This window comes from Pseudonocardia broussonetiae (assembly GCF_013155125.1).
Taxonomy (GTDB): domain Bacteria; phylum Actinomycetota; class Actinomycetes; order Mycobacteriales; family Pseudonocardiaceae; genus Pseudonocardia; species Pseudonocardia broussonetiae.
Genome location: NZ_CP053564.1, coordinates 2,400,700 through 2,427,031, shown reverse-complemented (window position 1 = coordinate 2,427,031; position 26,332 = coordinate 2,400,700). Strand labels below are relative to the sequence as shown.

Below are 26,332 nucleotides of genomic sequence, written 5' to 3'. Positions count from 1 at the left end.
GGGAACGCGGCCTAGGGGAGGAGGCCGGTGAGGATCTGCGCCGGGGAGCTCAGGGGCGTCGGCGAACCGACCGGTGCCGATCCCGCCGGCAGTCCGCCCGCGGGCGGCCCGGACGGGGCACCCTTCGGCGCCATCGGGGTCTCCGCCCGCGGGGCATTCTGCGCTCCGCGGACCGAGATGGGGCTACCGGGGGGTTCGGCGCAGTAGGCGTCCTGGTTCGCGGGGGTGTCCGCGATGTCGGTGCCGCTGCGCCGGACGGTGCCCTCGTAGCCCCGCGTGCACGGGAACGGGTCGAACACGTTGACGACCAGGCCCAGGTGGGCGGTGCCGTCGCCGGGCGCCACCGTGTACGCGACGGAGGCGAACGCCGGGTAGGTGACGAGCAGCTGCCGCAGCGCCTCCTGCCGGGGCTCGGCGACGCGCGCGACCGTGAGCAGGTCCGAGACCAGCACCGACAGGCCCGGCCCGCTCTCCCGCAGGAGCCCGGTGATCTGCTCGGACGCCTGGGGGGCGGTCTCCAGCAGGCGCCGCAGGTCCGGGTCGGAGGTGCGGAGCTGCTCGGCCAGCAGCGCCAGGTCGGCGCTGAAGTTCTGGAAGGAGCCGGCGGTCTCGTTCTGCGTGGTGAGCACGGTGCGGCCGTCGCGGAGCAGGTCGAGGGTCTGCGGCAGCGCCTCGACGGCGTCCTGGCTGAACGCGTCGGTGGTGGCGAGGATCTTCTGCAGCGGCCCGGCGGTGCCCTCGAACGCGGTGCCCAGCTCCGACACCACCGTGCGCAGCGACTCCAGCGGGACCGAGCGCGCGAGGTCGTCGACGCCGACGACGAGGTCCTCCACCGGCACCGGCGTCGAGGTCCGGTCGACGGGGATGACCGAGCCGCCGGCGAGCTCCGGCCCGCCGTCCGACGCCGGCTGCAGGTCGACGTACTGCTCGCCGATCGCGGAGAGGTTGCGGACCGCGGCGTCGACGTCGACGGGGATCGCCGGCGCGCTGCGCTCCAGGTCGAGCTGCACGTCCACGCCCTGCGGCTTGAGCGTCAGCGGCCCCACCCGCCCGACGCTGACGCCGCGGTAGGTGACGTCGGCGCCGGTGAAGATGCCGCCGGAGTCGGCCAGCTGCATCGTCACGGGGTAGGTGGTGGTGCCGAAGACGTCGCCGAAGCCCGCGTACCGGAAGCCGGTGTAGCCGACCCCGATGACGGTGAGCAGCAGGAACGCCACCAGCTGGACCTTCGTCGCCCGGGTGATCATCGTCCGCCTCCCAGGAGACCGCCGAGGAGGCCGCCGCCGTCCTGCTCGGCCTCCTGCTGCTCGAGCTGTGTGGGCTGCCCCGGCTCGGGTGCCCGCGTGGAGCCCTCCGGTGCCCGCTCCGGCAGCGGCTGCACCTGGCCCGGCAGGACCGGGAGGACGTCGCCGAGCAGCGGGAACTCCTGCAGGCCCTGCAGCGCGCCGGTCGGGCCGAGCAGCGGACCGAGCAGCTGGCCGGTGGGCGGCAGCGCCGCGAGCGGGCTGTCGGGGCCGAGCAGCGGCTGGTTGGACCGCACCAGGTTCTCCAGCACGGAGCCGAGGTCGAGGTCGGCGGTGACGTAGAGGTTGGCGTAGTCGCCCGCGAACGCGGCCTCGCCGGCGTCGGTGAAGGGCGGCGTGAACAGCAGCTGCAGCGACTCGGGCAGGTCGGCCCCGGACTCCGCCAGCTTCTGCAGCACCGGGCGCAGCAGCTCGAGGTCGGCCAGCACGTCGTCGCGGCTGCGGTTGATCACGTCGGTGCCGACGACCGAGAGCCGGTCGAGCGCCTGGAGCATGTCGACGAGCTGCGAGCGCTGGTCCTCCAGCTCCTGCAGCCCGGGCGCGAGGTCGTCGAGGGCGATCTCGATCTGCCCGCGGCGGTCGGCCAGCGTCGTGCTCAGCCGGTCGACCTCGTCGAGGGCGCGGGTGATCTCGCCCTTGCGCTCGTCGAGGGCGCCGACGAGCGCGTCGACGTCGTCGAGCAGCGCCCGGATCTCCGGCTCGTTGCCGTCCAGCGCCAGGTTCAGCTCGTTCGCGATCGTCCGGATCTGCGCGACGCCACCTCCGTTGAGCAGCATCGACAGCGCGCCGAGCACCTCCTCGACCTCGGCGGCCCGGCCGGAGCGCTCCAGCGGGATCACCGCGCCGTTCGCGAGCGAGCCGGAGCCCGCGCCGTCGTCCGGCGAGCCGAGCTCGACGAACTTCTCGCCCAGCAGGCTGGTCGTGCGCACCCGGGCGGTGGCGTCGGACGGCAGCTGCACCCGCTCGTTGACCAGCATCGTGACCATCGCGGTCCAGTCGTCGCTGACGGTGATGCCGGTGACGGTGCCGACCGGCACGTCGTCGACCATCACCAGCGACTGCGGCACCAGGTCGACGACGTCGCTGAACTCGGCCGTCACCTCCATCGGGGCCTCGCCGAGGTCGGCGCCACCGGGGAGGGTGACCCCGCGCAGACCGTCGGTGAGCAGACCGCAGCCGCTGGTCAGCAGCGTCACGGCCGTGAGCAGCGCGGCGAGCCGCAGCGTCCGGGCGGTCATCACTCACCCTCCAGGGGGGCGGCGGTGTTCGGGAGCGGCGCGGCCGGGACGGCGGGCGCGGTGGGCAGCGCCAGCCCGGGGACCGGCGGCAGCTGGCCCGCCTGCAGCGAGGTGATCACCTCGGCCGCGGACGGCAGCGGCAGCTGGTCGAGCGGCCCGAGCTGCTCGCACGCCGTGCCGATCGTGACCGGCAGGTCGGCCAGCGCCTCCGGCGTCCCCCGCTCGAGCAGCTCGCAGATCAGCGCGAGCGGCGGCAGCGTCAGCTCGTTGATGTTGAGCCGCGTGTCGAGCGTGCCGGACGAGGCGTTGTAGGCGTTGGCCAGGTTGCCCAGCGCCGTCGGGGCGGTGTCGAGGGTCTCGGCGAGCGCGCGCTGCTGGTCGACCAGCACGGCGGTGACGTCGGTGAGGCGGTCGACGTTGGACTGCAGGACCTCCCGGTTGTCGCGGACGAACACCGCGACCTCGCCGAGGGCGATCGAGAGCTCCTGCAGGGCCGCACCGAGGTCGCCGCGCTCGTCGGCGAGGAAGGCGGACACGTCCTCGAGGCGGGAGTTGAACTCGCGGACCTCGGCGTCGTTCGCGGCGATCACCGAGACGAACCGCTGCAGCTCGGTGACCGTGCCGAACAGCTCCTCGCGGGAGTCGGCCAGCGTGCCCGACAGCTCGCCCAGGTCGGTGATCGTGTCGTTGAGGGCCTGGCCGTTGCCGCCCAGGTTGTCGGCGCCGACGTCGAGGACGCGCGAGAGCGAGCCCTCGCGGTTGACGCCGTTCGGCCCGAGCGCCTCGGTGAGGTCGACGGCCGTGCGGGCGAGGTCGTCGACGTCGAGCGGCACCGCGGTGCGCTCGACCGGGATGACGGCGCCGTCGGCGAGCTCCGGCCCGCCGGAGTAGGTCGGGGTGAGCTGGACGTAGCGGCCGGTGACCAGGCTCGGCGAGATGACGACCGCGCGGGCGTCGGCGGGCAGGACCAGGTCGGGGTCGTCGATCGTCATCTCGACGCGGACCCGCGTGCCCTCCGGCACGACCCGGTCGATCGAGCCGACGTCGACGCCCAGCACGCGCACCGAGTTGTCCTCGAACACCGCGGTGGCCGAGGTGAAGTAGGCGACGACCGTGCGGCCCGGCGGGCGGGCGATGACGACGACCGCCGTGGCCAGCAGGACCGCGATGACCGCGACGAGGCCGACGAGCTGGAACTGCCGCCGGTCGGTGTCGGTGAGCGCCATCAGCAGCCGCCTTCGTTGATCGGGCCCAGCGGCGGGAAGACGAGCCCGCAGACGTAGTTGTCGAACCAGCGACCGTTGCCGACGGCGTTGGAGAACAGGCGGGTGAACACGGCCTGCCGCTCGAGCGCGAGGTCGAGGTTGTCGCGGTTGCGCTGCAGGATCTCCGCGACGCCGTCGAGCGCCTCCAGGGTGGGCGTGAGCTGCTCCTGGTTGTCGGCGACGAGGCCGCGCAGCTGGACCGACAGGGCGCGCGTGCCGTCGAGCAGGGCGCTGATCGCGTCCTTGCGGCGCTGGATCTCGGCGAGCAGCAGGTTGCCGTCGGACAGCAGGCGCTCGAACTCCGGCGCCCGGTCGGCGAGCACGCCGGAGAGGTTCTGCGTGCCGGCGAGCAGCCTGCGGATCTCCTCGTCGCGGCTCGCGATGGTCTGCGAGAGCCGGGACAGGCCGTCGAGCGCGCCGCGGACCTCGGGCGCCGTGCCGGAGAACGTCTCCGACAGCGTCTCGAGGCTGGTGGCGAGCTGGGCGGTGTCGAGCCCGTCGATGGTGCTCGACAGGCCGTTGAACGCCTCGACCACGTCGAACGGCGACGCGGTGCGGTCGAGCGGGATGACGCCGTCGGCGGGCATGTCGGCGTCGCCCTGCGGGTCGAGCGCGAGGTACTTCGCGCCCAGCAGCGTCTTGACCTCGATCGAGGCCGACGTGCGGTCGCCCACCCAGGCGTCCTTGACGTCGAAGGTGACCAGGACGCGGTCGCCGGCGAGCTCGACGGACTCGACGCGGCCCGCCTCGACCCCGGCGATCGTGACGAGGTCACCGGACTGGAGCCCGGCCGCCTCGCTGAACTCGGCCCGGTGGACGTCGCCGCGGGTCAGCGCGGCGGGCAGGGTGAACGCCGCCACGAGGACCCCGACGATCACGAGGATGCCGAGGACCGCGACCGGCACCGGTCCGCGCGTGGCGGGCATCAGTTCCCTCCCAGGAGCGGCAGTCCGGCCAGGTCGGGCGAGCTGGGCGGGCCGGGCAGGGCCGGGAGCGGTCCGCCCAGTGCCCGCGTGTCGCCCTCCCCCCCGCCGTCGGGATCGGCCCCGCAGCGCGCCTGCGTGTTCGTGTAGGCCTGCAGCTCGAAGGCCGGCACGTACGGCGCGAGGCCGACCGAGCCGCCCAGGCCGCAGAGGTAGAACTGGAACCAGCTGCCGTAGCTGCCGGCCCGGGTGATCGTGTTGAGCTTGCCGGGCCAGTTGACCAGGAAGCTCTCCAGCGCCGGCTCGCTCGCGTTCAGGTTGTCCGACAGGTCGCCGAGCGCGGCGATGTCGTCGCGCAGGGCGGGCCGGCCCTCCTCGACGAAGCCGGCGGTGACCTCCGTCAGCTCCCCGATCGACTCCAGGGCCTGCCCGATCGGCTCGCGGTCCTCCGAGAGCCCGGAGACGAGCTCCTGCAGGGAGACCACCAGCGTCGACAGCTCCTCGTCGCGCTGGTTGACCGTCTCCAGCACCAGGTTGAGGTTGTCGATGACCTGGCCGATGACCTCGTCGCGGTCGGCGATCTCGTTCGTCAGCGACGCGGTGCTGGCCAGCAGGCTGCGGATCGTGCCGCCCTGGCCCTGCAGCACCTCGATGATCTCGAAGGAGAGCGTGTTGACCTGGTCGGCGTCGAGCGCGGCGAACAGCGGCTTGAAGCCGTTGAACAGCGTGGTCAGGTTCAGCGGGCCGCGCGTGCGCTCCAGCGGGATGACGGCGTCGGGCGCCAGCACCTCACCGGTTGGGCCGGAGCCCTGCGTCAGGCCGAGGAAGCGCTGGCCGACCAGGTTCTTGTAGTTGATCGACGCCGCGACCGAGGCCGGGATGCGCTGCGCGCTGTCGACCGAGAAGCGCACCTCGGCGAACCGGCGGTCGACGATCGCGACGTCCTCGACGCTGCCGACGACGACGCCGGCGATCCGCACGTCGTCGCCGACGAGCAGGCCGGCCGCGTCGTCGAAGCGCGCGCTGTAGCTGGTGCGCTCGCCGCCGGAGCCGTTCGCGATGGTCACGCCCAGCACCGTCGTGGCCAGCGCGACGACGAGCGCGAGGGCCAGGAACTTGAGCAGCGGGGCGAGGGGCAGGTTCCTCACGTCAGCGTCACCTCCGACCCGCGGTAGAGCGGGCCGACCATCAGGGAGCCCCAGCCGGGGACATCGGCGGGGCTGCCGCCGTCCTGGGCGGCCACCAGCTCGGCGACGAGCCGCTGCTCGCCGGGCGAGTTCGGCAGGCCCATGCCCTGGTAGGCGATGGCCTCGATCGGCAGGTCCGAGAGCAGCGGCAGCCCCGGTAGCAGTGGCGCTTCCAAGGACGAGTTCGCCCCGCGGGCGGAGCTGCCGTCCTCGCAGGTGTAGGAGGCGTCGCCGGTGCCGAACGTGTCGCCGCCGAGCGCGTCGACGTCACCCCGGGGGGAGTCGGCGGGCGGGGGCGGGGCCAGCGAGCCGTCGCAGAACGGGCCGTCCGGCGGCTCCTGCGGGCCCAGCGGCAGGATCGGGTAGCAGCGCGGGCCGCGGTCGTCGAGGTACTCCGGCTCGTCCTGGTCCGGCACGTACTTGCCCTTGTTGTTGACGATCTCGGCGGTCACGTAGACGCCGGGGCGGCCGCGGCTCGCGCCGAAGACCTCGTCCAGGCGCGGGACGAGCCCGTTGAGCTGCTCGAAGAAGCAGGGGAACTCCGGCGAGTAGCGCGCCAGGGACTCCAGCGTCGGCCGCGAGGCCGCCGACAGCGAGATGATGTTCTCCCCGTTGCGGTCGAGGAAGCCGCGCAGGTCGTCCGACGCCGTCGTGACGCCGCCGATCAGGGCGCGCAGCTGGTCGCGCTGCTCGACGGCGGTGCGGCTGGTGACCGAGAAGTCCTCCAGCGCGTCGAGCAGGTCGGGCGCCGCGGACTCGAGGTTGTCGGCGAAGTCGGCGAACTGGGTGATGTCCTCCTGCAGGTCCGGGATGCCCGGGCGGAGGCCGCCGGTGAGCTCCTGGAGCCGGACGAGGGTGTCGCCGAGGCGCTCGCCGCGCCCGGACAGCGCCTGCGACAGCGCGCCGAGGGTCGTCGCGAGGTCGTCGGGGTTCACCGCCTGCAGCAGCGGCAGCAGCCCGTCGAGCGCGGCGTCGATCTCGCGCGCGGTCTCGCTGCGGTCCATCGGGATGACGTCCCCGGCCGCGATCGGCGTGCCGCCGCCCCCGTTCACCGGCGCCACCAGCGACACGTACTTCTCGCCGAACAGCGTCTTGGGCAGCAGCCGCGCGGACACGCCCGCGGGGATGAGGTCGACCATGTCGGGCCGGATCGTGAGCTCCACGTCGGCGCCGCCGCCGGTGGTGCTGATCGTCTCGACGCTGCCCACGATCAGGCCGCGCATCTTGACGTCGGAGCGCTCGGTGAGCTGGTTGCCCGCGCGGTCGACCTGCAGCGTGACCGGGACGCCCTGCTCGAACGCGCCCGTGTACTTCGCGACGGCCAGCCCGAGCAGGGTGGCGATGACCAGGACGAAGGCGAGGCCCCGGAGTCTGCGCGCGATCATCCGGCCACCCGCACCGAGGTCTCCGTCCCGTAGATCACGAGGGTGAGGAAGAAGTCGAGGATCGCCGTGCTGACGATCGACAGGCGGACCGAGCGACCCACCGCGATGCCCACGCCCGCAGGCCCGCCCTTGGCGTAGTAGCCGTAGTGGCAGTGGATCAGGATGATCACCACCGCGAAGACGATGACCTTGAGGTAGGAGTAGAGGACGTCGCTGACCGGCAGGAACAGGTCGAAGTAGTGGTCGTACGTGCCGCCGGGCAGGCCGTTGATGAGCGTGACGTTGAGCCGCGAGGAGATGAAGCTCGCCAGCAGGCCGACCGTGTAGATCGGGATGATCGCGATCGTCCCGGCGATCACGCGGGTGGTGACCAGGAACGGCACGCTGGGCACCGCCATGACCTCCAGCGCGTCGACCTCCTCGGAGATCCGCATGGCGCCCAGCTGCGCGGTGAAGCCCGCGCCGAGCGTGGCGGTCAGGGCCGCGGCGGCCACCAGCGGCGCGATGTCGCGGGTGTTGAAGTAGGCGGTGATGAAGCCGGTGAGGGCCTCGACACCGAGCGAGTCGAGCGCGCGGAAGCCCTGCAGGCCGACCAGCGAGCCGACGAACAGCGACAGCGACAGCATGACGCCGGCCGTGCCGAGGATGACGATGAGCGCGCCGGAGCCGAAGCTGACCTCGGCGAGCAGCCGCGCGATCTCCGGGCGGTAGCGCCGCAGCGTGCGCGGGACCCACCCGACCGCCCGCCCGTAGAGCGAGAGCTGGTCGCCGAGCTCGTCGAGCTGGTCGAGCGGGCCGCGGACGAGGCCGCGGGCCCGGGAGCCGATCGCCGCCATCTCAGGACCCCTTCGGCGGGACGAGGTCCAGGTACAGCGTCGTCAGCACCAGGTTGAGGAAGAACACGAGGACGAAGGAGATGACGACGGACTGGTTCACCGCGTCGCCGACGCCCTTCGGGCCGGGGGGCGGGTTGAGCCCGCGGTACGCCGCGACGATCCCCGCCGTGAAGCCGAACAGCACCGCCTTGAGCTCGCTCACCAGGATGTCGCTGACCTGCGCGATCGAGGAGAACGCCGCGATGTAGGCGCCGGGCGTGCCGCCCTGCACGATCACGTTGAAGAAGTAGCCGCCGGCGACGCCGACGACGGTGGCCAGGCCGTTGAGGACCAGCGCGGTGGTGGCCATCGCCAGCACCCGCGGCACGACGAGCCGCTGGATCGGGGAGATGCCCAGCACCTCCATCGCGGCGATCTCCTCGCGGATGGTGCGGGCGCCGAGGTCGGCGCACACCGCGCTCCCGCCCGCGCCGGAGATCAGCAGCGCGGTGACGATCGGCGCGGCCTGCTGCACGATCGCCAGCACGCTGCCGGCGCCGGTCTGGCTCTGCGCGCCGAACTGGCGGGTCAGCTCCCCGAGCAGCAGGGCGATCGTGGCCCCGAACGGGATCGTGAACAGCGCCGTGGGCAGCGCCGAGACCTTCGTGACGAACCAGGTCTGCTCGATGTACTCGCGCAGCTGGAACGGCGGCTTGAAGGCGCTGACGACCACGTCGGCGGCGAGGGAGAACAGGCGTCCGACGGGGGTCAGCGCCCGGGTGAGCGGAGCGGTCACGGCCGCATCCCGCGGTGCCGGCCGGGGCCCGGCGGAGGCGACTGCGGGCCGGGGCCGTTGCCGGGGCCGCCGAACCAGGCGGGCGGCCCGTCGCCGGGGCGGATGACGTCGGTGTCGTCGGGGCCCGCGGGACCGGCCGGACCGCCGAGCAGACCCTGCTTGCGCACCGGGAGCGCGCCGCCGGCCATGACCGGCACCGGCTCGTTCGCGTAGCTGCGACGGATCTCCTCCTGCGCGGCCGCGGGCAGCGTGTGCAGCATCTGCATGACCCGCTCGCGGCGCCGGCCGACGGCCTTGCGCTCGGGCATGCCCGGGCTGACCTCGAGCTGCGGCTTCATCTCCGGAAGCCCGGCGAGCTCGCCCGCCTCGGCCATCTCGCGCTGCGCCTGCGCGGTGTCCTTCTCCTCCGACATCCCGATCGGGCCCTGGCGGCGCCCGTTGAGGAACTGGCTGACGACCGGCTCCTCGCTGGTCAGCAGCACCTCGCGCGGTCCGAACATCGACAGGTGCTTGCGGTAGAGCATCCCGATGTTGTCCGGGACGGTCTGCGCGGTGTTGATGTCGTGGGTGACGATGAGGAACGTGGCGTCGGTCTGCGCGTTGAGGTCGATGATCAGCTGGTTGAGGTAGGCGGTGCGCACGGGGTCGAGGCCGGAGTCCGGCTCGTCGAACAGGATGATCTCGGGGTCGAGCACCAGCGCGCGGGCCAGCCCGGCGCGCTTGCGCATGCCGCCGGAGATCTCGCCCGGCAGCTTCCGCTCGTCGCCCGTGAGCCCGACCAGGTCCATCTTCTCCGCGACGATGTCCTTGATCTGCGCCTCGGACTTCTTCGTGTGCTCGCGCAGCGGGAAGGCGATGTTGTCGAACAGGTTCATCGACCCGAACAGCGCGCCGTCCTGGAACAGCACCCCGAACAGCTTGCGGATCTCGTAGAGCTTCGACTCCGAGCAGCGCACGAGGTCGACGCCGTTGATGACGATCGAGCCCTTCTCCGGCTTCAGCAGCCCGATCAGGGTCTTGAGGAACACCGACTTGCCCGTGCCCGACGGACCCAGGAGCACCGACACCTCGCCGGGCGGCAGCGTCAGCGTGACGTCCGACCAGATGTTCGCGCGGCCGAACGACTTCGAGAGCCCCTCGACCTTCACCTCGACACCGGCCACGGCGCCGCCTCCTCAGTGGTTCCGGGCTGATCACGGCCGCCGAGCGGGGAGCGGGCGGCCGACTGCCCACAACACCCCAACGACGGATCGTGAGGTGGGTTACTGACCAGTTGCTGGGAAAGCGACAAGTTGGTCCGTTCGCACGCGGCATCTCACCCAGCAGGTGTAACCGGCGGTACCCGCAGCTCAGCGGCTCGCCGTGCGTCGCCACTCACCGTGCAGACGTGCTCTACCGAGCGTGCGCGCGCACGACCGACTCGACGTCGTCGAGGAGGCCCGCGAGGACCTCCGGGACGGGTGGCGCGCACGTCTGCTGGAACCCGACGAGCACGGACAGGCCGAGCACCGCGAGGCGCTCGACGACGACCGGGTCGTCGACGATCCCGGCCACGACCCACCGCACCGCGGCACGGCGCTCGTCGTCGACGCGGCGCTGGGCGCGCCCGACGTCGGGGTCGAGCGCCGCCCAGACCCGGATCGCGGCCTCCGCGGCGTGCGGGACCGTCACGGCGAGCTCCTTGAGCACCGTGACGCGCGCGCTCGCGTCGGGCGTCTGCGCCGCGAGGGCGACCAGCCGCGCGGTCTGGTCGGCCTCCCAGTGCGCCAGCAGCGCCCCGACGAACCCCGACCAGCCGCCGAAGTGGTGGTAGAACGACCCGCTCGTCACCCCGACGGCCCGGCACAGCGGGTGCAGCTTCAGCCCGGCCGCGCCCTCGCGGCCCAGGATCGCCATGGCCTCCGCGAAGTACTGCTCGGGCCCGACCGCCATCGTCGCTCCAGTCCTCCGGGGTGTGGTCCTCGTAACATAACTCATGTTACGTTGCCGCCGATCGCACCAGTGCTGTTGCCCTATGTGGAGGACCCATGGCCGGTTTCGCGAACGAGGACGAGCTGCACCGCTACATCGGCGGCATCTTCGAGACCGCGATGGAGGACCCGGAGCTGGCACCGAAGCTCCACGGCACCGGACTGGTCCTGCGGATGCAGTGCACCGAGCCCGACAGCGCGCTCGTCATCGACCTGCCCCGCGGCGTCGTGCACCGCGGCTCGGACCCCGACGTCCCCGCGGCCCACGCGACGATGGCGATGAGCACCGAGACCGCCAACGCCTACTGGCAGGGCAAGGTCAACCTGACGTTCGCGATGGCCCGGGGCAAGGTCAAGGTCGAGGGCACGGTCACCAAGCTGCTGCAGCTCGCGCCGCTGTCCAAGCGCCTGTTCCCCGTCTACGTCGAGCGCCTGCGCGCCGACGGCCGCGACGACCTGGTGGTGGCCTGAGATGACCACCTCCCCCGAGGCCCCCGTCCGCCCGCACGACCCGCTCGACATCTCCAGCCAGGCGTTCTGGGCCCGGCCGCCCGCCGAGCGCGACCTCGTGTTCGCCGAGCTGCGGCGCGAGCGCCCGCTGTCCTGGCACCGGCCCGCCGAGACCGACCTGCTCCCGAACGACGAGGACCCGGGCTTCTGGGCGCTGGTCACCCACGCCGACATCGTGGCGGTCAGCCGTGACGCCGAGACCTGGGGTTCCGGCCAGGAGTACGGCGGCGTGATGCTGGAGGACGTCCCCGAGGACGTCCTGGAGGCGGCGCACTCGATCCTCGCGATGGACGCGCCCCGGCACGCGAAGCAGCGCAAGGTGATCAGCTCGGTGTTCACGCCGCGGCGGGTGGCGCGCATCGGCGACCAGATCCGCGAGCAGGCCCGCCGGATCGTCGACGACGTCGCGGGGCTGGAGTCGTTCGACGTCGTCGAGGCCGTGTCGGCGCGGCTGCCCATGTGGACGGTCTCGGAGATGATCGGGATCGCCGAGCCCGACCGCGAGCGGGTGGCCCGCGCGGCCAACGCGATGGTGGGCTGGAACGACCCCGAGTACATCGGCGAGGGCGACGCGATGGGCGTGCTCCTCGACGCGCTGATGACGCTGCACGGCGCCGCGTTCGACCTGGTCGAGCGCCGGCGCGCGGAGCCGGCCGACGACGTGATGACCGCGCTCGTGCAGGCCGAGGTCGAGGGCGCCGTGCTCACCGACGAGGAGATCGCCGCGTTCTTCGTGCTGCTCTGCGTCGCGGGCAACGACACCACCCGCCAGACGACGACCCACGGCGTGCTCGCGCTGCACCGCAACCCCGAGCAGAAGGCGCTGCTGCTGGAGGACTTCGACGGCCGCATCGACCGGGCCGTCGACGAGTTCGTGCGCTGGGCCAGCCCGGTGCTGACGTTCCGGCGCACCGCGCGGCGCGACACCGAGATCCGGGGGCAGCGGATCGCGGCGGGCGAGAAGGTCGTGCTGTTCTACCGCTCGGGCAACTTCGACGACGGCGTCTTCGCCGACCCCGAGCGCTTCGACATCACCCGCAGCCCCAACCCGCAGATCGGGTTCGGCGGCGGCGGCCCGCACTTCTGCCTGGGCAGCCACCTCGCGCGGATGCAGCTGCGGGCGATCTTCGACGAGCTGCTGCACCGGCTCCCGACGCTGACCGTCGGCGAGCCGGTGCACCTGGCGGGCAACTTCATCAACGGCATCAAGAGGCTGCCCGCCCGGCTCTGACCGCTCCGGCTCCGACCCCTCCGGCTCCGATCGGTCAGACGGCGGCCAGCTCGGCCTGGTCCTCGGCGTGGAACCGCTCCTCGAGCGCCTCGGGGGCGGCGTCCACGTCGATGACCCGCAGGTCGGCGCCGCGCGCGGACTCGATGGCGCCGAGGCGGCGGCCGATCTTGTCCATCGCGTACTCGGCCATCTCGTTCATGTCGACGTCGAACGGCGTGGGCTCGCCCTCCTCGTACCGCTCGAACGTGCCGGTGACGACGCCCATCGCCGGTACGAGCAGCTCCTGCATGCGCTCGTCGACGGCGTCCCACAGCGAGTCGTCGGCGGCCACGTGGCGGCGGCAGGTGAACGTGCCCCAGGCCATGTGGCGGCGCTCGTCGTCGCCGATGTGCTTGATCAGCTGCTGCATCCCGGGCATGATGCCGCGGCTCTGGCAGACCTTCGACCAGGCGAAGTAGCCGGTGAGCGCGAGCGTGCCCTCGACGATGTGGTTGTAGGTCACCGAGGCGCGGACCTGGTTGCGCGGCGAGGGGTCGAGCGCGAGCGCGTACAGGCTGTTCGGCAGCTCGTCGGTGAAGATCTGCATGTAGTGCTCGTTGTCCTCGATGTGGCCGTGCAGGTCGCCGGTCATGCCGACGGCGTCGAACCAGCGGCGGAAGCCCTCGGTGTGCTTGGCCTCCTCGAACACGAACTGCGTCAGGTACATCTCGTCGGCCAGGCGGCCCTCGGCGGCCATCGCGGCGACGAAGGGCTGCAGGTCCTGCGTCACGGACTCCTCGCCCGCCATGAACTGCGCGGCCAGGCTGACGGTCATGTCGCGCTCGGCGTCGGTCATCGCGGCGACGTCGCGGGCGTCCTGGGTGAAGTCGATGTCGGCGGGGTTCCAGTGCTTGGCGTTGCCCTTGGAGAACAGCCGCATCGGGAACGAGTCGAAGTTGAGCCCACCCGTCCCGAGGGTGGCGAAACCGGTGCGCTTGCCGTGCTCGATCGATCGCGTCATCGCAGACCTCCGTGTGCTCGTGCTCGTCAGAACCGGATCAGGCCGCGGATGTTGCGGCCCTCGCGCATGTCGTCGTAGCCCTGGTTGATCTCCTCGAGGGAGTACTCGCGGGTGATCAGCTCGTCGAGCTTGAGCTGGCCGAGGTTGTACATCTCCAGCAGGCGGGGCACGTCGTGCTGGCCGTTGGAGCTGCCGAACAGCGCACCGCGGATCTGCTTCTCGTAGAGCGTGAGGTCGAGCAGCGACAGCGACGCGGTCTCCTCGTCGGGGTGGCCCAGCGCCGTCACGACGACCCGGCCCTTCTTGCCGACGAGCTGGAGCGCGGGCTGCAGGTAGGAGCCCTCGGCGACGCCCGTCGTCAGGATGGCGGCGTCGGCGAGCTGCCCGCGGGTGAGCGTGGAGACGGTGTTCCAGGCCTCGTCCATGCTCGCGGCGACGTGCGTGGCGCCCAGCTCCAGGGCCTTCTCGCGCTTGAAGGCCACCGGGTCGACGGCCACGACGTAGCGGCAGCCCGCGACCTTCGCGCCCTGCACCGCGTTGGCCCCGATCCCGCCGACGCCGATGACGACCGCGGTGTCGCCGGCCCGCAGGTCGGCGGTGCGCACGGCGGAGCCGAAGCCGGTGGTGACGCCGCAGCCGACGAGCGCGGCCAGGTGCAGCGGGAAGCCCTCGTCGATCTTCACGACCGACTTCACCGGCACGACGGTGTGCTGCGCGAACGTGCCGAGCAGGCACATCTGGCCGACGTCCTCGCCGCGCGCGTGGAAGCGGTAGGTGCCGTCGAGCTGCGGGCCCAGCGTGGCGCCGGCGCCGTCGTCGCAGAGCGAGGTGTAGCCGCGCACGCAGTAGGAGCAGCGGCCGCAGCTGGGCAGGAACGTCATGACGACCGGGTCGCCGACGGCCACGTCGGTGACGCCGGGGCCGACCTCGACGACCCGCCCGGCCCCCTCGTGCCCGCCGACCATGGGGAACCCGACCGGCAGGTCACCGGTGACGAGGTGCTCGTCGGAGTGACACAGGCCGCTCGCGGCGAGCTCCACCAGCACCTCGCCGGCGTTCGGGGGATCGAGCTCGACCTCCTCGACCTCCCACTTGCCGCCCTGCTCCCACAACACCGCCGCCTGCGTCCGCATGGGGGAAGCATGGACGTCCGGTCGCCGCACGCGCACCGGTCCGGAGGTTCCGCCCCTGGCCCGCGGGTGCCACGGACAACCCTGCTCCGCCCTGGCCTGCGGCCGCCACCCACGACCCCGCTCCGCCCCCTGGCCTGCGGCTGCCACCACAACCCCCGCGAGTCGGGGTGTGGGTGCGACCGTGTCGGGGTCCCGCGGCGAACAGCGCCACTGTCCACACCCCCCGGCGAGTTTGCCGCACTGCCCCGGCGAGTTCGCCGCACGGCCCGGCGAGTTCGCCGACCGCGCACGTGGTGATGGCCGGTCAGGTACGGCCGCCGGGTGGACGGACCCGAACGCCGCCGCTGCGTCCACCGGGCGGAGACGGACGACTCGCTGAGCGGGACGGCGGACTCGCCGGGTGAGGCGGCGAACTCGCCGGGCGGAGCGGCGAACTCGCCGAGCAGAGACGGCACACTCGCCGGGGCGAGCGGCGAACTCGCCGGGCGTCAGCGGCGAACTCGCCGGGCGCAGATGGCGAACTCGCCGGGCGTCAGCGGCACACTCGCGTTGGGGCGTGGCGGGCGCAGTGAGACCCCGACACGGTCACACCCACACCCCGACTCGCGGGTCTTTTAGGGCGGTGGGAGGGGGAGGTCCAGGTGGGCCACCAGGCCACCGCCCTCGCGGGGACGCAGGCTCAGCTCCCCGTCCATCGCCGCCACCAGCGCCTCCACGATCCACAGGCCCAGCCCCGCCGTGCCCCGCCGCTCCCCCAGCGCCACGCCCTTCGCGGTCACCACGCCCTCCTGCCCGGGCGGGAGGCCGGGGCCGCGGTCGCGGACCTCCGCGACCAGCCGCCCGTCGGCGTAGCGCAGGGCCAGCTCGACCGGGGCGTCGCCGCTGTGCCGCGCGGCGTTCTCGACCAGGTTGGTGAGCACCCGGCGCAGGCGCTGCGGGTCGCACCGCACGGCCGCCCCCTCCGGCTCGACCGAGGGCCGGCGCCGCGCCTGCTCCACCCCGGCCGAGTCCAGCACCGCGTCGGCCAGCTCCGACAGCGGCACCACCCTCGCGCGCACGCGGCCGATCGGGCTCCCGTCGGTGACGGCGACGTCGGCGAGGCCGTCGAGCATGTCGCGCAGGTGCACGGCGTGCTCGGCCAGCAGCCGGGTCGCGAGCTCCCGGGAGGGCTCGGACAGCCGGCCCGCGGCGAGGTCGGCGGTCAGCGCCGTCAGCGACGCGACCGGCGTGCGGAACTCGTGCAGCACCACCCGCACCCCGTCGAGCCGGGCCTGCTGCGCGGAGAGCAGCCGGGCGCGCAGGTCGCGCTCCTCCAGGAACGCCTCGTGCTCGGCCAGCGCCCGGGCCCGCGACACGGCCGCCGCCTCCAGCTGCCGCTCCAGCAGCTGCACCAGCGCCCCGACCAGCACCGACGCCGCGACGAGGAACGCGGTCCACCAGGCGCCGGTGAGCCAGCGGTCGGCGAGCGGGACGTCCGGGTCGGACCCGAGCACCGCGGCCAGCGTGAACCCCGCCCCCGCGACGACGGCCGCGAGCCGCCCCGCGACCGCCCCGCCCCGCACCGACGCCGCGATCACCACCAGCGGCAGCATCGCGACCATGATGCTCTCCGCTCCCCCGGTCAGCCCGCACGCGACGAGCACCAGCACCCCGTCGACGACGGTCGCGACGCGCGGCGGCAGCACCTGCCGCCCCCGGAACTCCGCGACGGCGAGCACCACCGCGTAGACCAACGCGGCCAGCACGATCGCCGCCAGCGGGGGCAGCGGCCCGCGCGCGAGCTGCGGCCCGGCGGCCAGCGCCACCCCGACGACCACCACCGTCACGACCCGGATCACGACCGCCGCGCGGTCCTCCGTCGTGCGCCCACCCACCGTCTGCACCGCGACAGCATGCCCGGTGTCGCTAGAGTCGCCGACCGTGCGCGACGGCCGGTACGTCGTGGTCATCGTCGACGACCACGCCCTGTTCTCGCAGGGCCTCGCCCTGCTGCTGGAGTCGCGCGCCGGGGACACGTTCGTCGTCGCCGGCTCGACCACCGCGGGCGAGGAGGCGGTGGCGCTCGTCGGGCGCGAGGCCGCCGACATCGCGATCGTCGACCTGGCGCTGCCCCCGCTCGGCGGCGTCGAGACCATCCGGCGCATCGGCGCGGCCTACCCGGCCACGCACGTGCTGGCCCTGTCGGGCACCGACGACCTCGGCCTCGCGACGGCGGCGCTGCGGGCCGGGGCGGCGGGGTTCCTGGGGAAGTCGGCCGACCCCGACGTGCTGGTGGCGCCGCTGCTGGCGATCGTCGCGGGTGTGCGCGTCGTCCGCCCCGACCTCCTCGACGCCCTGCTGGTCGCCGGCGACCGCACCGGCGACGGCCTCATGGAGCGCCTCGGCCCCCGCGACGTGGCGCTGTGGCGCCTGCTCGCGCGCGGGCTGGAGACCAGCGAGATCGCCAAGCCGATGCTGGTCAGCGAGCGCACCGCGAAGCGCATGATCGCCTCCCTGCTGCACCGCCTCGGCGCCGCCAACCGCATCGAGGCCGCCGCGATGGCCGGGCGCTACGGCCTGCTCGACGACGGCGACGACCCGCGCAGCCGCTGACGCCCGCGGCACCCGGACCGCTGACACCCGGGCCGCTGACACCCGGGCGCGCGGCCCTGGCCCGGGCGGGCCGCGGATGGCCCGTTCGTGGTCCTGTGCGCCGCCCGCGGCTGCGCCAGACTCCCCCTGACCAGCACCGATCGACGAAGGGGCCGACGTGGCGGCGTTCAGCAGCGAGGCAGAGGTCTACGAGTTCCTGGGCGGGGTGTTCCGGCGGGGCATGGACGACGCCGACCTCGTCGCCAAGCTCGAGCCCACCGGCATCGTCCTGCGCATCACCTACACCGACCCCGAGGCGGTGATCACCGTCGACATGCCGGGCAAGGAGGTCCACCAGGGCGCGGGCCTCGGGCCCGTGCCCAACGTCGAGCTGTTCATGACCGCCGACACCGGCAACCGGTTCTGGCTCGGCAAGGTCGTCCTGCCCGTGGCGCTGGCCAAGGGCCAGGTGCGGGCGAAGGGCCCGGTGGCCAAGCTGCTGAAGGTCCTGCCGCTGGCCAAGCAGATGTTCGGGCCCTACCGCGAGCACCTGGAGTCGGCGGGGCGCACCGACCTCCTCGACGCCTGACGGGTCACCCGTTCCGGTGTCCGACCGCGCCGTCCGCGCAGGTCGGCCGCATACTCCGCGATCATGGACCAGGTGTGGCTCGACGTGCAGATGTGGACGGGGCTCCGGGGCAACTTCCACCCCTTCACCGACGTCCTCTGCGACGCGCCCGAGCCGCTGCCCGACCTCGTCGACGACTGGCAGCGGTGGGCGTGGGCCCACCTCGGTGCCGTCGCGACGCAGGAGGGCTGGCAGCCCGGGCGCTACCACTACAGCGCCGAGCAGCGCGACGACGGCGGGCACACGCTCGCCGTCTTCGCCCGCGGGACCTGGGACTGGAACACCTGACCGACGCCCCGCGCGAGCCGGACGAGGTCGCCGCGCAGGGTGGGCCGGCGGCGCGGCGGGGGCGGCTCGCCCGGCGGCAGCCAGCGGCTGTCGACGCCGTAGCGCGGCGCCGCGAGCGCGATCAGGACGAGGAGGGTCAGCAGCATCCACATCTCCATGACGCCATCGTCACCCTGATTGGCCTTGGCCCACAGGGCCAATTCCGGGAAGGTGGACTCCATGGATGACGTGGACCGCCGCATCGGCGCCCGCAGCTTCGCCCGCCTCCTCGGCGACTGGCGTCCGCCGGACGGCCGGGGCCTGGCCGACGCGCTGGCCGACCGCGTCCGCCTGCTCGTCCTCGACGGCCGCCTGCCCCTGCAGACCCGGGTGCCGGCCGAGCGCGAGCTGGCCGGGGCGCTCGGCGTGAGCCGGACGACCGTCGCGGCCGCGTACGACGCCCTGCGCGAGGCGGCCGTGCTGCGCAGCAGGCGCGGGTCGGGCAGCTGGACCCAGCTGCCCGACGACCCGATCAGCGGGACGACGCAGTCACCGTTCTCCCCGCACGGCGACCGCTCGCTGTTCGACCTGGCCCACGCCGCCCTCCCCGCGCCGAGCGCCGAGCTGCGCCGCGCCGCCGCCGGGGCCGTCCACGACCTCGACGCCCTGCTCGGCGGGCACGGCTACGACCTCCTCGGGCTCCCCGCCCTGCGCACCGCGATCGCCGACCGGTTCACCCGCCGCGGCCTGCCCACGACGCCCGACCAGGTGCTCGTGACGGCCGGCGCGCAGAGCGCGATCGGGCTGGTGCTGGCCGCGTTCACCGGCCCGGGCGACCGCGTCCTCGTCGAGCACCCGACCTACCCCAACGCCCTCGACGCCATCGCCGCCCGCGGCGCGCGGGCCGTCCCCGTGCCGATGGGCACGAGCCCCGACGGCACCGGCAGCTGGGACCTCGACCAGCTCACCACCGCCGTCCGCGACGTCGCCCCGCGGCTGGTCTACGTCATCCCCGACTTCCAGAACCCGACCGGGGCCGTCCTCGACGCCGCGGGCCGCGAGCGGCTCGTCGACCTCACCCGGCGGACCGGCACGCCGCTGCTCGTCGACGAGACCCTGGCCGAGCTCGCGCTGGACGGGCCGCTGCCCCCGCCCGTGGCGACGTTCGGCGACTCCGCGCAGCTGCTCACGATCGGCTCGGCCAGCAAGGTGTTCTGGGGCGGGCTGCGCATCGGCTGGATCCGCGGGTCGGCCGCGACCGTGCGCCGGCTCGCCGCGCTCCGGGCGTCGATCGACCTCGGCGGGCCCGCGCTGGAGCAGCTCGTCGTCGCGCGCCTGCTCCCCGAGGTCGAGGCGGTCACGGCCGCCCGGCGCACCGAGCTCGTGGCCGCGCGGGCGCACCTGCTCGAGCGGGTCGCCGCGCTGTTCCCGCGCTGGCGCCCGTCGCGCCCGACCGGGGGGCTGAGCCTGTGGGTCGACCTCGACGAGCCGGTGTCCAGCCGCCTGGCCGTGGCCGCCCGCCGTCACGACGTGCTGCTCGCCGCCGGCCCCCGCTTCGGCCTGGACGGCGCGTTCGAGCGGCGGCTGCGGCTGCCCTACACGCTGCGCCCGGACCGCACCGACGCCGCGCTGGAGCGGCTGCTGCTGGCCTGGCGCGGTCTCGACCACCTCGACACCGGCCCCCCCGCCGAACCCGTGGCGGTCGCCTGACGCACGTCCGGCGACCCTCTAGTGTCGGATCGTCGATCACGAGGAGGCCTCAGGTGAGTGGACCGCTGTCAGGGTGCAAGGTCGTGGAACTGGCCGGGATCGGTCCCGGCCCGCACGCGGCGATGATCCTCGCCGACCTGGGTGCCCAGGTCGTGCGCGTGGACCGTCCGGGCGGGCTGCAGATCGGTGACGCGGACGCGCCCGACCCCACGCTGCGCGGGCGCCGCCGGGTGGCCGCCGACCTGAAGTCGCCCGAGGGCGTCGAGACGGTCCTGCGCCTGGTCGAGCAGGCCGACGTGCTGATCGAGGGCTACCGGCCGGGCGTCACCGAGCGCCTCGGCGTCGGACCGGCCGACTGCCACGCGCGCAACCCGAAGCTGGTCTACGCCCGGATGACGGGCTGGGGCCAGGACGGCCCGATGGCCCAGCGCGCCGGGCACGACATCAACTACATCTCGCTGACGGGCGCGCTGCACGCCATCGGCCGCGCCGGGGAGCGCCCGGTGCCGCCGCTGAACCTGGTGGGCGACTTCGGCGGCGGCTCGATGCTGCTCGTCGTCGGCGTGCTGTCGGCGCTGTGGGAGGCCGGCCGGTCCGGGCAGGGGCAGGTCGTCGACGCGGCGATGGTCGACGGGGCGTCGGTGCTGAGCCAGATGTTCTGGGGCTTCCTGTCGCAGAAGATCTGGCTCGACGAGCGCGACTCCAACCTGCTCGACGGGCACGCCCCGTTCTACGACACCTACACCTGCGCCGACGGCAAGCACGTGGCGGTCGGCGCGCTGGAGCCGCAGTTCTACGCGGCGCTGCTCACCGGGCTCGGCATCGACCCCGCCGACCTGCCCCAGCAGTACGACCGCGAGCAGTGGCCCGTCCTGCGGACGCGGTTCACCGAGGTGTTCGCGAGCCGCACCCGCGACGAGTGGGCGGCCGTCTTCGCCGACACCGACGCCTGCGTCACGCCGGTCCTCGCGTTCGGCGAGGTCGCGGCGCACCCGCACATCGCGGCGCGCGACACGATCGTCGAGTCCGGCGGCGTGGCGCAGGCCGCCCCCGCCCCCCGCTTCTCCCGCACGAGCCCGGAGCTGCCGGCGCCCGCCGCGGAGCCGGAGGACGTGGAGTCGGTGCTGGCCGACTGGCGCTGACGCACGGACACGGACGCACCGACGACGGCGCCCCCGCAGCCGAGGGCTGCGGGGGCGCGGGTCGTGCGCGGGAGATCAGGCGGAGGGCTCGTCCACCAGGAGGTTGCGGGTCCGCAGCGGGTCGACCGGGATGCCCGGGCCGGTCGTCGTGGAGACCGTGATCTTCTTGATGTAGCGGCCCTTCGCGGCCGACGGCTTGGCGCGCAGGATCTCGTCGAGCGCGGCGCCGTAGTTCTCCACCAGCTTCTCGGTGTCGAACGAGGCCTTGCCGATCACCAGGTGCAGGTTGGCCTGCTTGTCGACGCGGAAGTTGATCTTTCCGCCCTTGATGTCGTTGACCGCCTTCGTGACGTCGGGCGTCACGGTGCCGGTCTTCGGGTTCGGCATCAGGCCGCGCGGGCCCAGGATGCGGGCGATCCGGCCGACCTTGGCCATCTGGTCCGGCGTGGCGATGGCGGCGTCGAAGTCGAGCCACCCGCCCTGGATGCGCTCGATGAGGTCCTCGGCACCGACGACGTCGGCACCGGCGGCCTCGGCCTCGGCGGCCTTGTCACCGGTGGCGAACACGATGACGCGGGCGGTCTTACCCGTGCCGTGCGGCAGGTTGACCGTGCCGCGGACCATCTGGTCGGCCTTGCGGGGGTCGACACCGAGGCGCATCGCGACCTCGACGGTGGCGTCCATCTTCGTGCTCGCCGTCTCCTTGGCCAGGTTCGCGGCCTGGAGCGGGGAGTACAGGTTGTCCTTGTCGATCTTCTCCGCGGCTTCGCGGTAGGCCTTGCTGCGCTGTGCCATCTGAATCCTCAGTCTTGTTCAGGTCGTGGTCCGAGCCGCGCCCGGCTCTCCCACGCGTGCTTGGGGGGGTGGTGCTCAGCCCTTGACCGTGATGCCCATCGAGCGCGCGGTGCCGGCGATGATCTTCGCGGCCTGCTCGATGTCGTCGGCGTTCAGGTCGGCCATCTTGGTCTGGGCGATCTGGCGCACCTGGTCCATGGTGACCGTGGCGACCTTGGTCTTGTGCGGCTCGCCGCTGCCCTTGTCGACGCCGGCGGCCTTGAGCAGCAGCCGGGCGGCGGGCGGGGTCTTCAGCGCGAACGTGAACGACCGGTCCTCGAAGACCGAGATCTCGACCGGCACGATGTCGCCGCGCTGCGACTCGGTGGCCGCGTTGTAGGCCTTGCAGAACTCCATGATGTTGACGCCGTGCTGGCCGAGCGCGGGGCCGACCGGCGGGGCCGGGGTCGCGGCCCCGGCCTTGATCTGGAGCTTGATGATCGCGGAGAGCTTCCGCTTCTTGGGGGGCATCTCTGTGTCCTCGTACTAGATCTTGGAGACCTGGCTGAATGCCAGCTCGACAGGTGTCTCGCGGCCGAAGATCGACACCAGCACCTTGAGCTTCTGGGCGTCGATGTTGACCTCGTTGATGGTGGCCGGGAGCGTGGCGAACGGGCCGTCCATGACCGTGACGGACTCGCCGACCTCGAAGTCGACCTCCACCGTGGCCTTGCCGCCCGTGCTCGCGCCGGCCTCCGCCTTGCCGCCCGCGGTGGCCGGCTTCGGCTCGACCTTGGGGAGCAGGAACTTGATGACCTCGTCGTGGGTCAGCGGGGAGGGCTTCGACGTGGCACCGACGAAGCCGGTGACGCCGGGGGTGTTGCGGACCGCGCCCCAGGACTGGTCGTTGAGATCCATCCGGACCAGGATGTAGCCGGGCAGCACCTTGCGCTGCACCTGCTTGCGCTGGCCGTTCTTGATCTCGGTGACCTCCTCGGTGGGCACCTCGACCTGGAAGATGTAGTCCTCGACGTCGAGCGTCTGCACGCGCGTCTCGAGGTTGGTCTTCACCTTGTTCTCGTAGCCCGCGTAGGAGTGGACGACGTACCAGTCGCCGGGCGCGCGGCGCAGGGCCGCCCGCATCTCCTCGACGGGGTCGACCTCGACCTCGGGCTCGTCGGGGGCGGCCTCGGCCGTGGCCCCGTCGGTCTCCTCGGTATCGGCCTCGTCGGCGTCGTCGGAGGCGGTGGCGACGTCGTCGGCACCGGGCTCGTCCTCGGTGTACTCGTCGGACACCGCGTCGGACCCGTGGGCCGCCTCGACATCGGCGTCCTGCACGGCCTGCTCGGGGAGATCCGCGTCCGGGCTGGCGTCGGCCGTGGCGTCGAGCGCGGCCTCGTTGGCCTCGATCTCGCTGTCGGACAGCTGTGTGCCGCCGTCTGGGGAACTCACGTGCGTCTCGCTTCCTTCTCCGTGTCGTACCGGGTCACGTGCCGAACAGGTACGTGACACCCTGCGCGAACACCAGATCCAGCAGTGCGACCAGCGCGACCATGAACGACACGAAGACCAGCACGACGATCGTGTAGGTGATCAGCTGGTTGCGCGTCGGCCAGATGACCTTGCGCAGCTCTGCTACCACCTCGCGCAGGAACCGGACCACCCTGCTGGGCAGGGACGCCTTCGCCGGACGGCCGTCACGGACCGCGGTGGCCCGACCCTTGTCGCCGTCGCCGGCCGGCGTGGAGCCGGCCCGTCGACCCCGACGGTCGGCAGCGGAGTCCGGGCGTTCCCGCCCGTCACCACTCGCCTCGCGATCGTCCGTCACGCCCGTCCTCCAGCTCGCCGGCGGGGTACCGACCGGCACGAACTGCCGGTCGGATCCCGCTGCTGTCCGTCCTGTACGCAGTGCAGGGGTGACAGGACTTGAACCTGCAACCTGCGGTTTTGGAGACCGCTGCTCTGCCAGTTGAGCTACACCCCTAGACCACTCCGCCGAGGGACCTGCCCGCCTGCGGAGGGGTGCGTCGCATGACGACGCACCCAGCACGACGAGTGTACGGCACCCGGCGGAGCGCTTCCGCCCGCCCTACTTGTCGAGCGGGGCCAGCGACACGAGCGCCGCGGCGCGCTGGGCGTACTTCCAGTTGCCGAGGTCGGCCACGGTCTTGATGCCCAGGTCCTTCAGGAGCGCGTCGTGGCGCTCGCTGAGCCCCTCGAGCGCCGAGGGCGGGGCCGCGAGGATCTCCTCCGCGGTCTTCTCCTCCCACGCCTTGTCCACGAGCTTGCCGAACTTCACGTCGTGCTCCCTCCGGTCGGTGGCTTCCGCCGGGCAGCATCGACCCTCCGCCCGCGGGCGGGCGCACCGGGGTGGATCACGCGGGGAGCGCGACCTCGGCGACGGCCCGGCCGAGCACGGTCTTCCCCGCGGAGCGGGCCGTGATGGCGACCCTGGCGATCCCGTCGGTCACGTCGGTGACCTTGCCCGAGAGCTCCAGGAGCGCACCCTCGTCGTCGTCGGGGACGACGACGGGCCGGGTGAAGCGGACGCCGTAGCTGCGCACGGCCGACGGGTCGCCCACCCACTGCGTGACGAGCCGGCCGGCCAGGGCCATCGTCAGCATCCCGTGCGCGATGACGCCGGGCAGGCCGACGCCGGTGGCGACGCGGTCGCTCCAGTGGATCGGGTTGAGGTCGCCGGACGCGCCCGCGTAGCGGACGAGGTCGGCGCGGGTGACCCGCAGCTCCAGCGGCGGCAGCTCGGTGCCCTTCTCGACGATGCCGGGGCCCGGGCCGCTCACGACGCCTCCCCCTGCGTCACCAGCAGCGCCTTCGTGGTGGCGACCGCGGTGCCCGCGGCATCGGCGATCTCGCAGCGCAGCGTCAGCATGTGGCTGCCGGCGCGGCTGCTGAGGTCCTCCACGTGGATCGTGGTGACCAGCTCGTCGCCGCCGTGGATCGGGCGGTGCAGCACGATCGTCTGGTCGCCGTGCACCATGCGCGAGTAGTCCCAGCCGAACGCCGGGTCGCGCAGGAAGCCCTCGATCAGCGGCATCGTGAACGTGACGGCGAACGTCGGCGGCGCGACGAGGTCGGGATGACCCGCGGCCGTGGCCGCGTCGAGGTCGGTGCACACGGAAGCGCCCTCGCCGATGGCGAGGGCGAATTCCTTGATCTTCTCCCGGCCGACCAGGTACGGCGCCGAGGGCGCCAGTGCCGTGCCGACGAACGAGGCGTCGGGCACCGTCAGCGGGTCTCGCGGTGCTCGCGGTGCGTGCCGCAGTTGGAGCAGAACTTCTTGACCGCGAGGCGGTCAGGATCGTTGCGCCGGTTCTTCTTCGTGATGTAGTTGCGGTGCTTGCACTGCTCGCACGCCAGCGTGATCTTCGGCCGGACGTCCGTGGCCTTACCCATCGCGGGTGCCTCCATGCTTGTCTGTCAGTGGAACTGGTAGCGGTGGCCGGACTTGAACCGGCGACACAGCGATTATGAGCCGCTTGCTCTACCAGCTGAGCTACACCGCTATGAGAAGTGACTGGCGCCACCTCACCGAGCCCCTTTACGGAATCGAACCGTAGACCTTCTCCTTACCATGGAGACGCTCTGCCGACTGAGCTAAAGGGGCGGCACGGGCCCACGGTGGTACATCTCCGCGGCCGGAAACGATGCTACACACCCTCCGCGGCACCCGTGAACGGGACCCGTTCACCAGCTCGACGTGCGCACCCCCGGCAGGTGACCGGCGTGCGCGAGGTCCCGGAACTTCACCCGCGACAGGCCGAACTTGCGCAGGTGACCGCGCGGGCGGCCGTCGGAGGCGTCCCGGTTGCGCACGCGCGTGGCGCTCGCGTCGCGCGGCTGGCGGCGGAGTTCGCGGACGGCGGCGGCGCGCTCGTCGTCGGACGTGGTCGGCCGCGCGATGACGGCCTTGAGCTGGGCGCGGCGCTCCGCGTGCCGCGCCACCACGGCCTTGCGCCGCTCGTTCTTCACGATCTTGCTGGTCTTCGCCATCAGACCTTCCCCCCTTGGGCGCGGATGCGGGCCACCGCGGCGTCGATGCCGATGCGGTCGATCGTGCGGATCGCGTCGGCGGTCAGGCGCAGGCGCACCGTCCGGCCCTCGACGCGGTAGCGCTTCACCTGGATGTTCGGGTCCCAGCGGCGGCTCGTGCGCCGGTGGGAGTGGGACACGGTGTTGCCGAAGCCGGGCTGGCGCCCGGTCAGCTGGCAGCGCCTCGACACGGTCAGCTCCTCCCGGCGTGCGGGTGGGGCAGCAGTGCCATCTCGCGGGCGTTGCGGATGGCGACGGCGACCTGCCGCTGCTGCTGGGGCGTCAGGCCGGTCACCCGCCGCGCGCGGATCTTGCCGCGGTCGGAGACGAACTGGCGCAGCAGCGCCGTGTCCTTCCAGTCGACCTCGGTGATCTTCTTCGCGTGCAGCGGGTTGGTCTTCTTCCGCAGCACGCGGACGGGACGGACGGCCAC

General features: G+C 72.9%; 32 protein-coding genes and 3 tRNA genes. 7 read left to right on the top strand and 28 right to left on the bottom strand.

Annotated elements, in window-relative coordinates; all coding sequences use genetic code 11:
- Window positions 1–11 precede the first annotated feature (11 nt).
- The 10 genes from HOP40_RS12065 to HOP40_RS12020 form a co-directional block, all read right to left on the bottom strand.
- Window positions 12–1,247 (bottom strand): MCE family protein, encoded by a 1,236-nt coding sequence (locus HOP40_RS12065; protein WP_172157729.1) that lies wholly within the window; start codon window positions 1,245–1,247, stop codon window positions 12–14.
- Window positions 1,244–2,542 (bottom strand): MCE family protein, encoded by a 1,299-nt coding sequence (locus HOP40_RS12060; protein WP_172157727.1) that lies wholly within the window; start codon window positions 2,540–2,542, stop codon window positions 1,244–1,246. The genes HOP40_RS12065 and HOP40_RS12060 overlap by 4 nt, the downstream gene beginning before the upstream one ends.
- Window positions 2,542–3,768, bottom strand: coding sequence for an MCE family protein (locus tag HOP40_RS12055; protein WP_172157725.1), 1,227 nt, complete (start codon window positions 3,766–3,768; stop codon window positions 2,542–2,544). The genes HOP40_RS12060 and HOP40_RS12055 overlap by 1 nt, the downstream gene beginning before the upstream one ends.
- Complete coding sequence (locus HOP40_RS12050) at window positions 3,768–4,733, bottom strand: MCE family protein (protein ID WP_172157723.1); 966 nt, start codon at window positions 4,731–4,733, stop codon at window positions 3,768–3,770. Before HOP40_RS12050 ends, HOP40_RS12055 begins: the two co-directional genes overlap by 1 nt.
- Window positions 4,733–5,878, bottom strand: coding sequence for an MCE family protein (locus HOP40_RS12045; RefSeq protein WP_172157721.1), 1,146 nt, complete (start codon window positions 5,876–5,878; stop codon window positions 4,733–4,735). The genes HOP40_RS12050 and HOP40_RS12045 overlap by 1 nt, the downstream gene beginning before the upstream one ends.
- A complete protein-coding gene (locus HOP40_RS12040; RefSeq protein WP_172157719.1) occupies window positions 5,875–7,302 on the bottom strand; it encodes an MCE family protein in 1,428 nt (475 codons plus the stop codon). The genes HOP40_RS12045 and HOP40_RS12040 overlap by 4 nt, the downstream gene beginning before the upstream one ends.
- Window positions 7,299–8,138 carry an MlaE family ABC transporter permease gene (locus HOP40_RS12035; RefSeq protein WP_172157717.1) on the bottom strand — a complete coding sequence of 280 codons (840 nt, stop codon included), beginning with the start codon at window positions 8,136–8,138 and terminating at the stop codon, window positions 7,299–7,301. Before HOP40_RS12035 ends, HOP40_RS12040 begins: the two co-directional genes overlap by 4 nt.
- A 1-nt stretch (window position 8,139) precedes the next feature.
- Window positions 8,140–8,913 (bottom strand): MlaE family ABC transporter permease, encoded by a 774-nt coding sequence (locus HOP40_RS12030; protein ID WP_172157714.1) that lies wholly within the window; start codon window positions 8,911–8,913, stop codon window positions 8,140–8,142.
- A complete protein-coding gene (locus HOP40_RS12025) occupies window positions 8,910–10,076 on the bottom strand; it encodes an ABC transporter ATP-binding protein (protein ID WP_172157712.1) in 1,167 nt (388 codons plus the stop codon). Before HOP40_RS12025 ends, HOP40_RS12030 begins: the two co-directional genes overlap by 4 nt.
- A 229-nt stretch (window positions 10,077–10,305) precedes the next feature.
- Complete coding sequence (locus HOP40_RS12020) at window positions 10,306–10,845, bottom strand: TetR/AcrR family transcriptional regulator (RefSeq protein WP_172157710.1); 540 nt, start codon at window positions 10,843–10,845, stop codon at window positions 10,306–10,308.
- 95 nt (window positions 10,846–10,940) lie between these two features.
- Between HOP40_RS12020 and HOP40_RS12015 the strand changes: the two genes are divergently transcribed.
- The gene (locus tag HOP40_RS12015; RefSeq protein WP_172157707.1) at window positions 10,941–11,354 is read left to right on the top strand and encodes an SCP2 sterol-binding domain-containing protein; all 414 of its coding nucleotides are present in this window, start codon (window positions 10,941–10,943) and stop codon (window positions 11,352–11,354) included.
- A gap of 1 nt (window position 11,355) precedes the next feature.
- The gene (locus HOP40_RS12010) at window positions 11,356–12,624 is read left to right on the top strand and encodes a cytochrome P450 (protein WP_172157705.1); all 1,269 of its coding nucleotides are present in this window, start codon (window positions 11,356–11,358) and stop codon (window positions 12,622–12,624) included.
- Between the two features lie 34 nt (window positions 12,625–12,658).
- Here the strand turns inward: HOP40_RS12010 and HOP40_RS12005 are convergent, their stop codons facing one another.
- From HOP40_RS12005 to HOP40_RS11995, 3 genes are all read right to left on the bottom strand, one after another.
- Window positions 12,659–13,624 (bottom strand): R2-like ligand-binding oxidase, encoded by a 966-nt coding sequence (locus HOP40_RS12005; protein ID WP_172157703.1) that lies wholly within the window; start codon window positions 13,622–13,624, stop codon window positions 12,659–12,661.
- Between the two features lie 26 nt (window positions 13,625–13,650).
- Window positions 13,651–14,757, bottom strand: coding sequence for an NDMA-dependent alcohol dehydrogenase (locus tag HOP40_RS12000; RefSeq protein ID WP_172157701.1), 1,107 nt, complete (start codon window positions 14,755–14,757; stop codon window positions 13,651–13,653).
- 614 nt (window positions 14,758–15,371) lie between these two features.
- A complete protein-coding gene (locus HOP40_RS11995; protein ID WP_240157635.1) occupies window positions 15,372–16,640 on the bottom strand; it encodes a sensor histidine kinase in 1,269 nt (422 codons plus the stop codon).
- A 37-nt stretch (window positions 16,641–16,677) separates the two neighbouring features.
- Between HOP40_RS11995 and HOP40_RS11990 the strand changes: the two genes are divergently transcribed.
- The 3 genes from HOP40_RS11990 to HOP40_RS11980 all read left to right on the top strand — a co-directional run bounded on the left by HOP40_RS11990 (window position 16,678) and on the right by HOP40_RS11980 (window position 18,244).
- Complete coding sequence (locus HOP40_RS11990) at window positions 16,678–17,349, top strand: response regulator transcription factor (protein ID WP_172157697.1); 672 nt, start codon at window positions 16,678–16,680, stop codon at window positions 17,347–17,349.
- A 157-nt stretch (window positions 17,350–17,506) separates the two neighbouring features.
- Entirely contained in the window at window positions 17,507–17,917 is a 411-nt protein-coding gene (locus HOP40_RS11985) for a sterol carrier protein (protein WP_172157695.1), read from the top strand.
- A 63-nt stretch (window positions 17,918–17,980) separates the two neighbouring features.
- A complete protein-coding gene (locus HOP40_RS11980) occupies window positions 17,981–18,244 on the top strand; it encodes a hypothetical protein (protein WP_172157693.1) in 264 nt (87 codons plus the stop codon).
- Here the strand turns inward: HOP40_RS11980 and HOP40_RS11975 are convergent.
- Window positions 18,166–18,402: a hypothetical protein gene (locus tag HOP40_RS11975; RefSeq protein WP_172157691.1), complete on the bottom strand. Its 237-nt coding sequence runs from the start codon at window positions 18,400–18,402 to the stop codon at window positions 18,166–18,168. The two genes, HOP40_RS11980 and HOP40_RS11975, sit on opposite strands and share 79 nt — an antisense overlap.
- Window positions 18,403–18,463: 61 nt before the next feature.
- Between HOP40_RS11975 and yczR the strand changes: the two genes are divergently transcribed.
- Both yczR and HOP40_RS11965 read left to right on the top strand, forming a co-directional pair.
- A complete protein-coding gene (gene yczR, locus HOP40_RS11970) occupies window positions 18,464–19,933 on the top strand; it encodes a MocR-like transcription factor YczR (RefSeq protein WP_172157689.1) in 1,470 nt (489 codons plus the stop codon).
- A gap of 53 nt (window positions 19,934–19,986) precedes the next feature.
- Window positions 19,987–21,075, top strand: a complete 1,089-nt coding sequence (locus HOP40_RS11965; protein ID WP_172157687.1) for a CaiB/BaiF CoA transferase family protein — start codon at window positions 19,987–19,989, stop codon at window positions 21,073–21,075.
- Window positions 21,076–21,150: 75 nt separating this feature from the next.
- Here the strand turns inward: HOP40_RS11965 and rplA are convergent, their stop codons facing one another.
- From rplA to rpsR, 14 genes are all read right to left on the bottom strand, one after another.
- Window positions 21,151–21,870: a 50S ribosomal protein L1 gene (gene rplA / locus HOP40_RS11960; RefSeq protein ID WP_172157685.1), complete on the bottom strand. Its 720-nt coding sequence runs from the start codon at window positions 21,868–21,870 to the stop codon at window positions 21,151–21,153.
- A 75-nt stretch (window positions 21,871–21,945) separates the two neighbouring features.
- Complete coding sequence (rplK, locus tag HOP40_RS11955; protein WP_172157683.1) at window positions 21,946–22,380, bottom strand: 50S ribosomal protein L11; 435 nt, start codon at window positions 22,378–22,380, stop codon at window positions 21,946–21,948.
- 15 nt (window positions 22,381–22,395) lie between these two features.
- Window positions 22,396–23,301 carry a transcription termination/antitermination protein NusG gene (gene nusG, locus HOP40_RS11950; protein ID WP_205347167.1) on the bottom strand — a complete coding sequence of 302 codons (906 nt, stop codon included), beginning with the start codon at window positions 23,299–23,301 and terminating at the stop codon, window positions 22,396–22,398.
- A gap of 34 nt (window positions 23,302–23,335) precedes the next feature.
- Complete coding sequence (gene secE / locus HOP40_RS11945; RefSeq protein ID WP_172157681.1) at window positions 23,336–23,677, bottom strand: preprotein translocase subunit SecE; 342 nt, start codon at window positions 23,675–23,677, stop codon at window positions 23,336–23,338.
- An 83-nt stretch (window positions 23,678–23,760) separates the two neighbouring features.
- A tRNA-Trp gene (locus tag HOP40_RS11940) sits at window positions 23,761–23,833 on the bottom strand.
- Window positions 23,834–23,938: 105 nt separating this feature from the next.
- Window positions 23,939–24,148: a hypothetical protein gene (locus HOP40_RS11935; protein ID WP_172157679.1), complete on the bottom strand. Its 210-nt coding sequence runs from the start codon at window positions 24,146–24,148 to the stop codon at window positions 23,939–23,941.
- Between the two features lie 76 nt (window positions 24,149–24,224).
- Window positions 24,225–24,650: a MaoC family dehydratase gene (locus HOP40_RS11930; RefSeq protein ID WP_172157677.1), complete on the bottom strand. Its 426-nt coding sequence runs from the start codon at window positions 24,648–24,650 to the stop codon at window positions 24,225–24,227.
- Window positions 24,647–25,093, bottom strand: a complete 447-nt coding sequence (locus tag HOP40_RS11925) for an FAS1-like dehydratase domain-containing protein (protein WP_172157675.1) — start codon at window positions 25,091–25,093, stop codon at window positions 24,647–24,649. The genes HOP40_RS11930 and HOP40_RS11925 overlap by 4 nt, the downstream gene beginning before the upstream one ends.
- A 2-nt stretch (window positions 25,094–25,095) precedes the next feature.
- Window positions 25,096–25,263, bottom strand: a complete 168-nt coding sequence (gene rpmG, locus HOP40_RS11920) for a 50S ribosomal protein L33 (RefSeq protein ID WP_172157673.1) — start codon at window positions 25,261–25,263, stop codon at window positions 25,096–25,098.
- Between the two features lie 34 nt (window positions 25,264–25,297).
- A tRNA-Met gene (locus HOP40_RS11915) sits at window positions 25,298–25,373 on the bottom strand.
- A 28-nt stretch (window positions 25,374–25,401) separates the two neighbouring features.
- Window positions 25,402–25,474, bottom strand: a tRNA-Thr gene (locus tag HOP40_RS11910).
- Between the two features lie 80 nt (window positions 25,475–25,554).
- Window positions 25,555–25,860 carry a 30S ribosomal protein S14 gene (gene rpsN, locus HOP40_RS11905; RefSeq protein WP_172157671.1) on the bottom strand — a complete coding sequence of 102 codons (306 nt, stop codon included), beginning with the start codon at window positions 25,858–25,860 and terminating at the stop codon, window positions 25,555–25,557.
- The gene (gene rpmB / locus HOP40_RS11900) at window positions 25,860–26,090 is read right to left on the bottom strand and encodes a 50S ribosomal protein L28 (protein ID WP_172157660.1); all 231 of its coding nucleotides are present in this window, start codon (window positions 26,088–26,090) and stop codon (window positions 25,860–25,862) included. The genes rpsN and rpmB overlap by 1 nt, the downstream gene beginning before the upstream one ends.
- A gap of 2 nt (window positions 26,091–26,092) precedes the next feature.
- Window positions 26,093–26,332 (bottom strand): 30S ribosomal protein S18, encoded by a 240-nt coding sequence (gene rpsR / locus HOP40_RS11895; RefSeq protein WP_172157658.1) that lies wholly within the window; start codon window positions 26,330–26,332, stop codon window positions 26,093–26,095.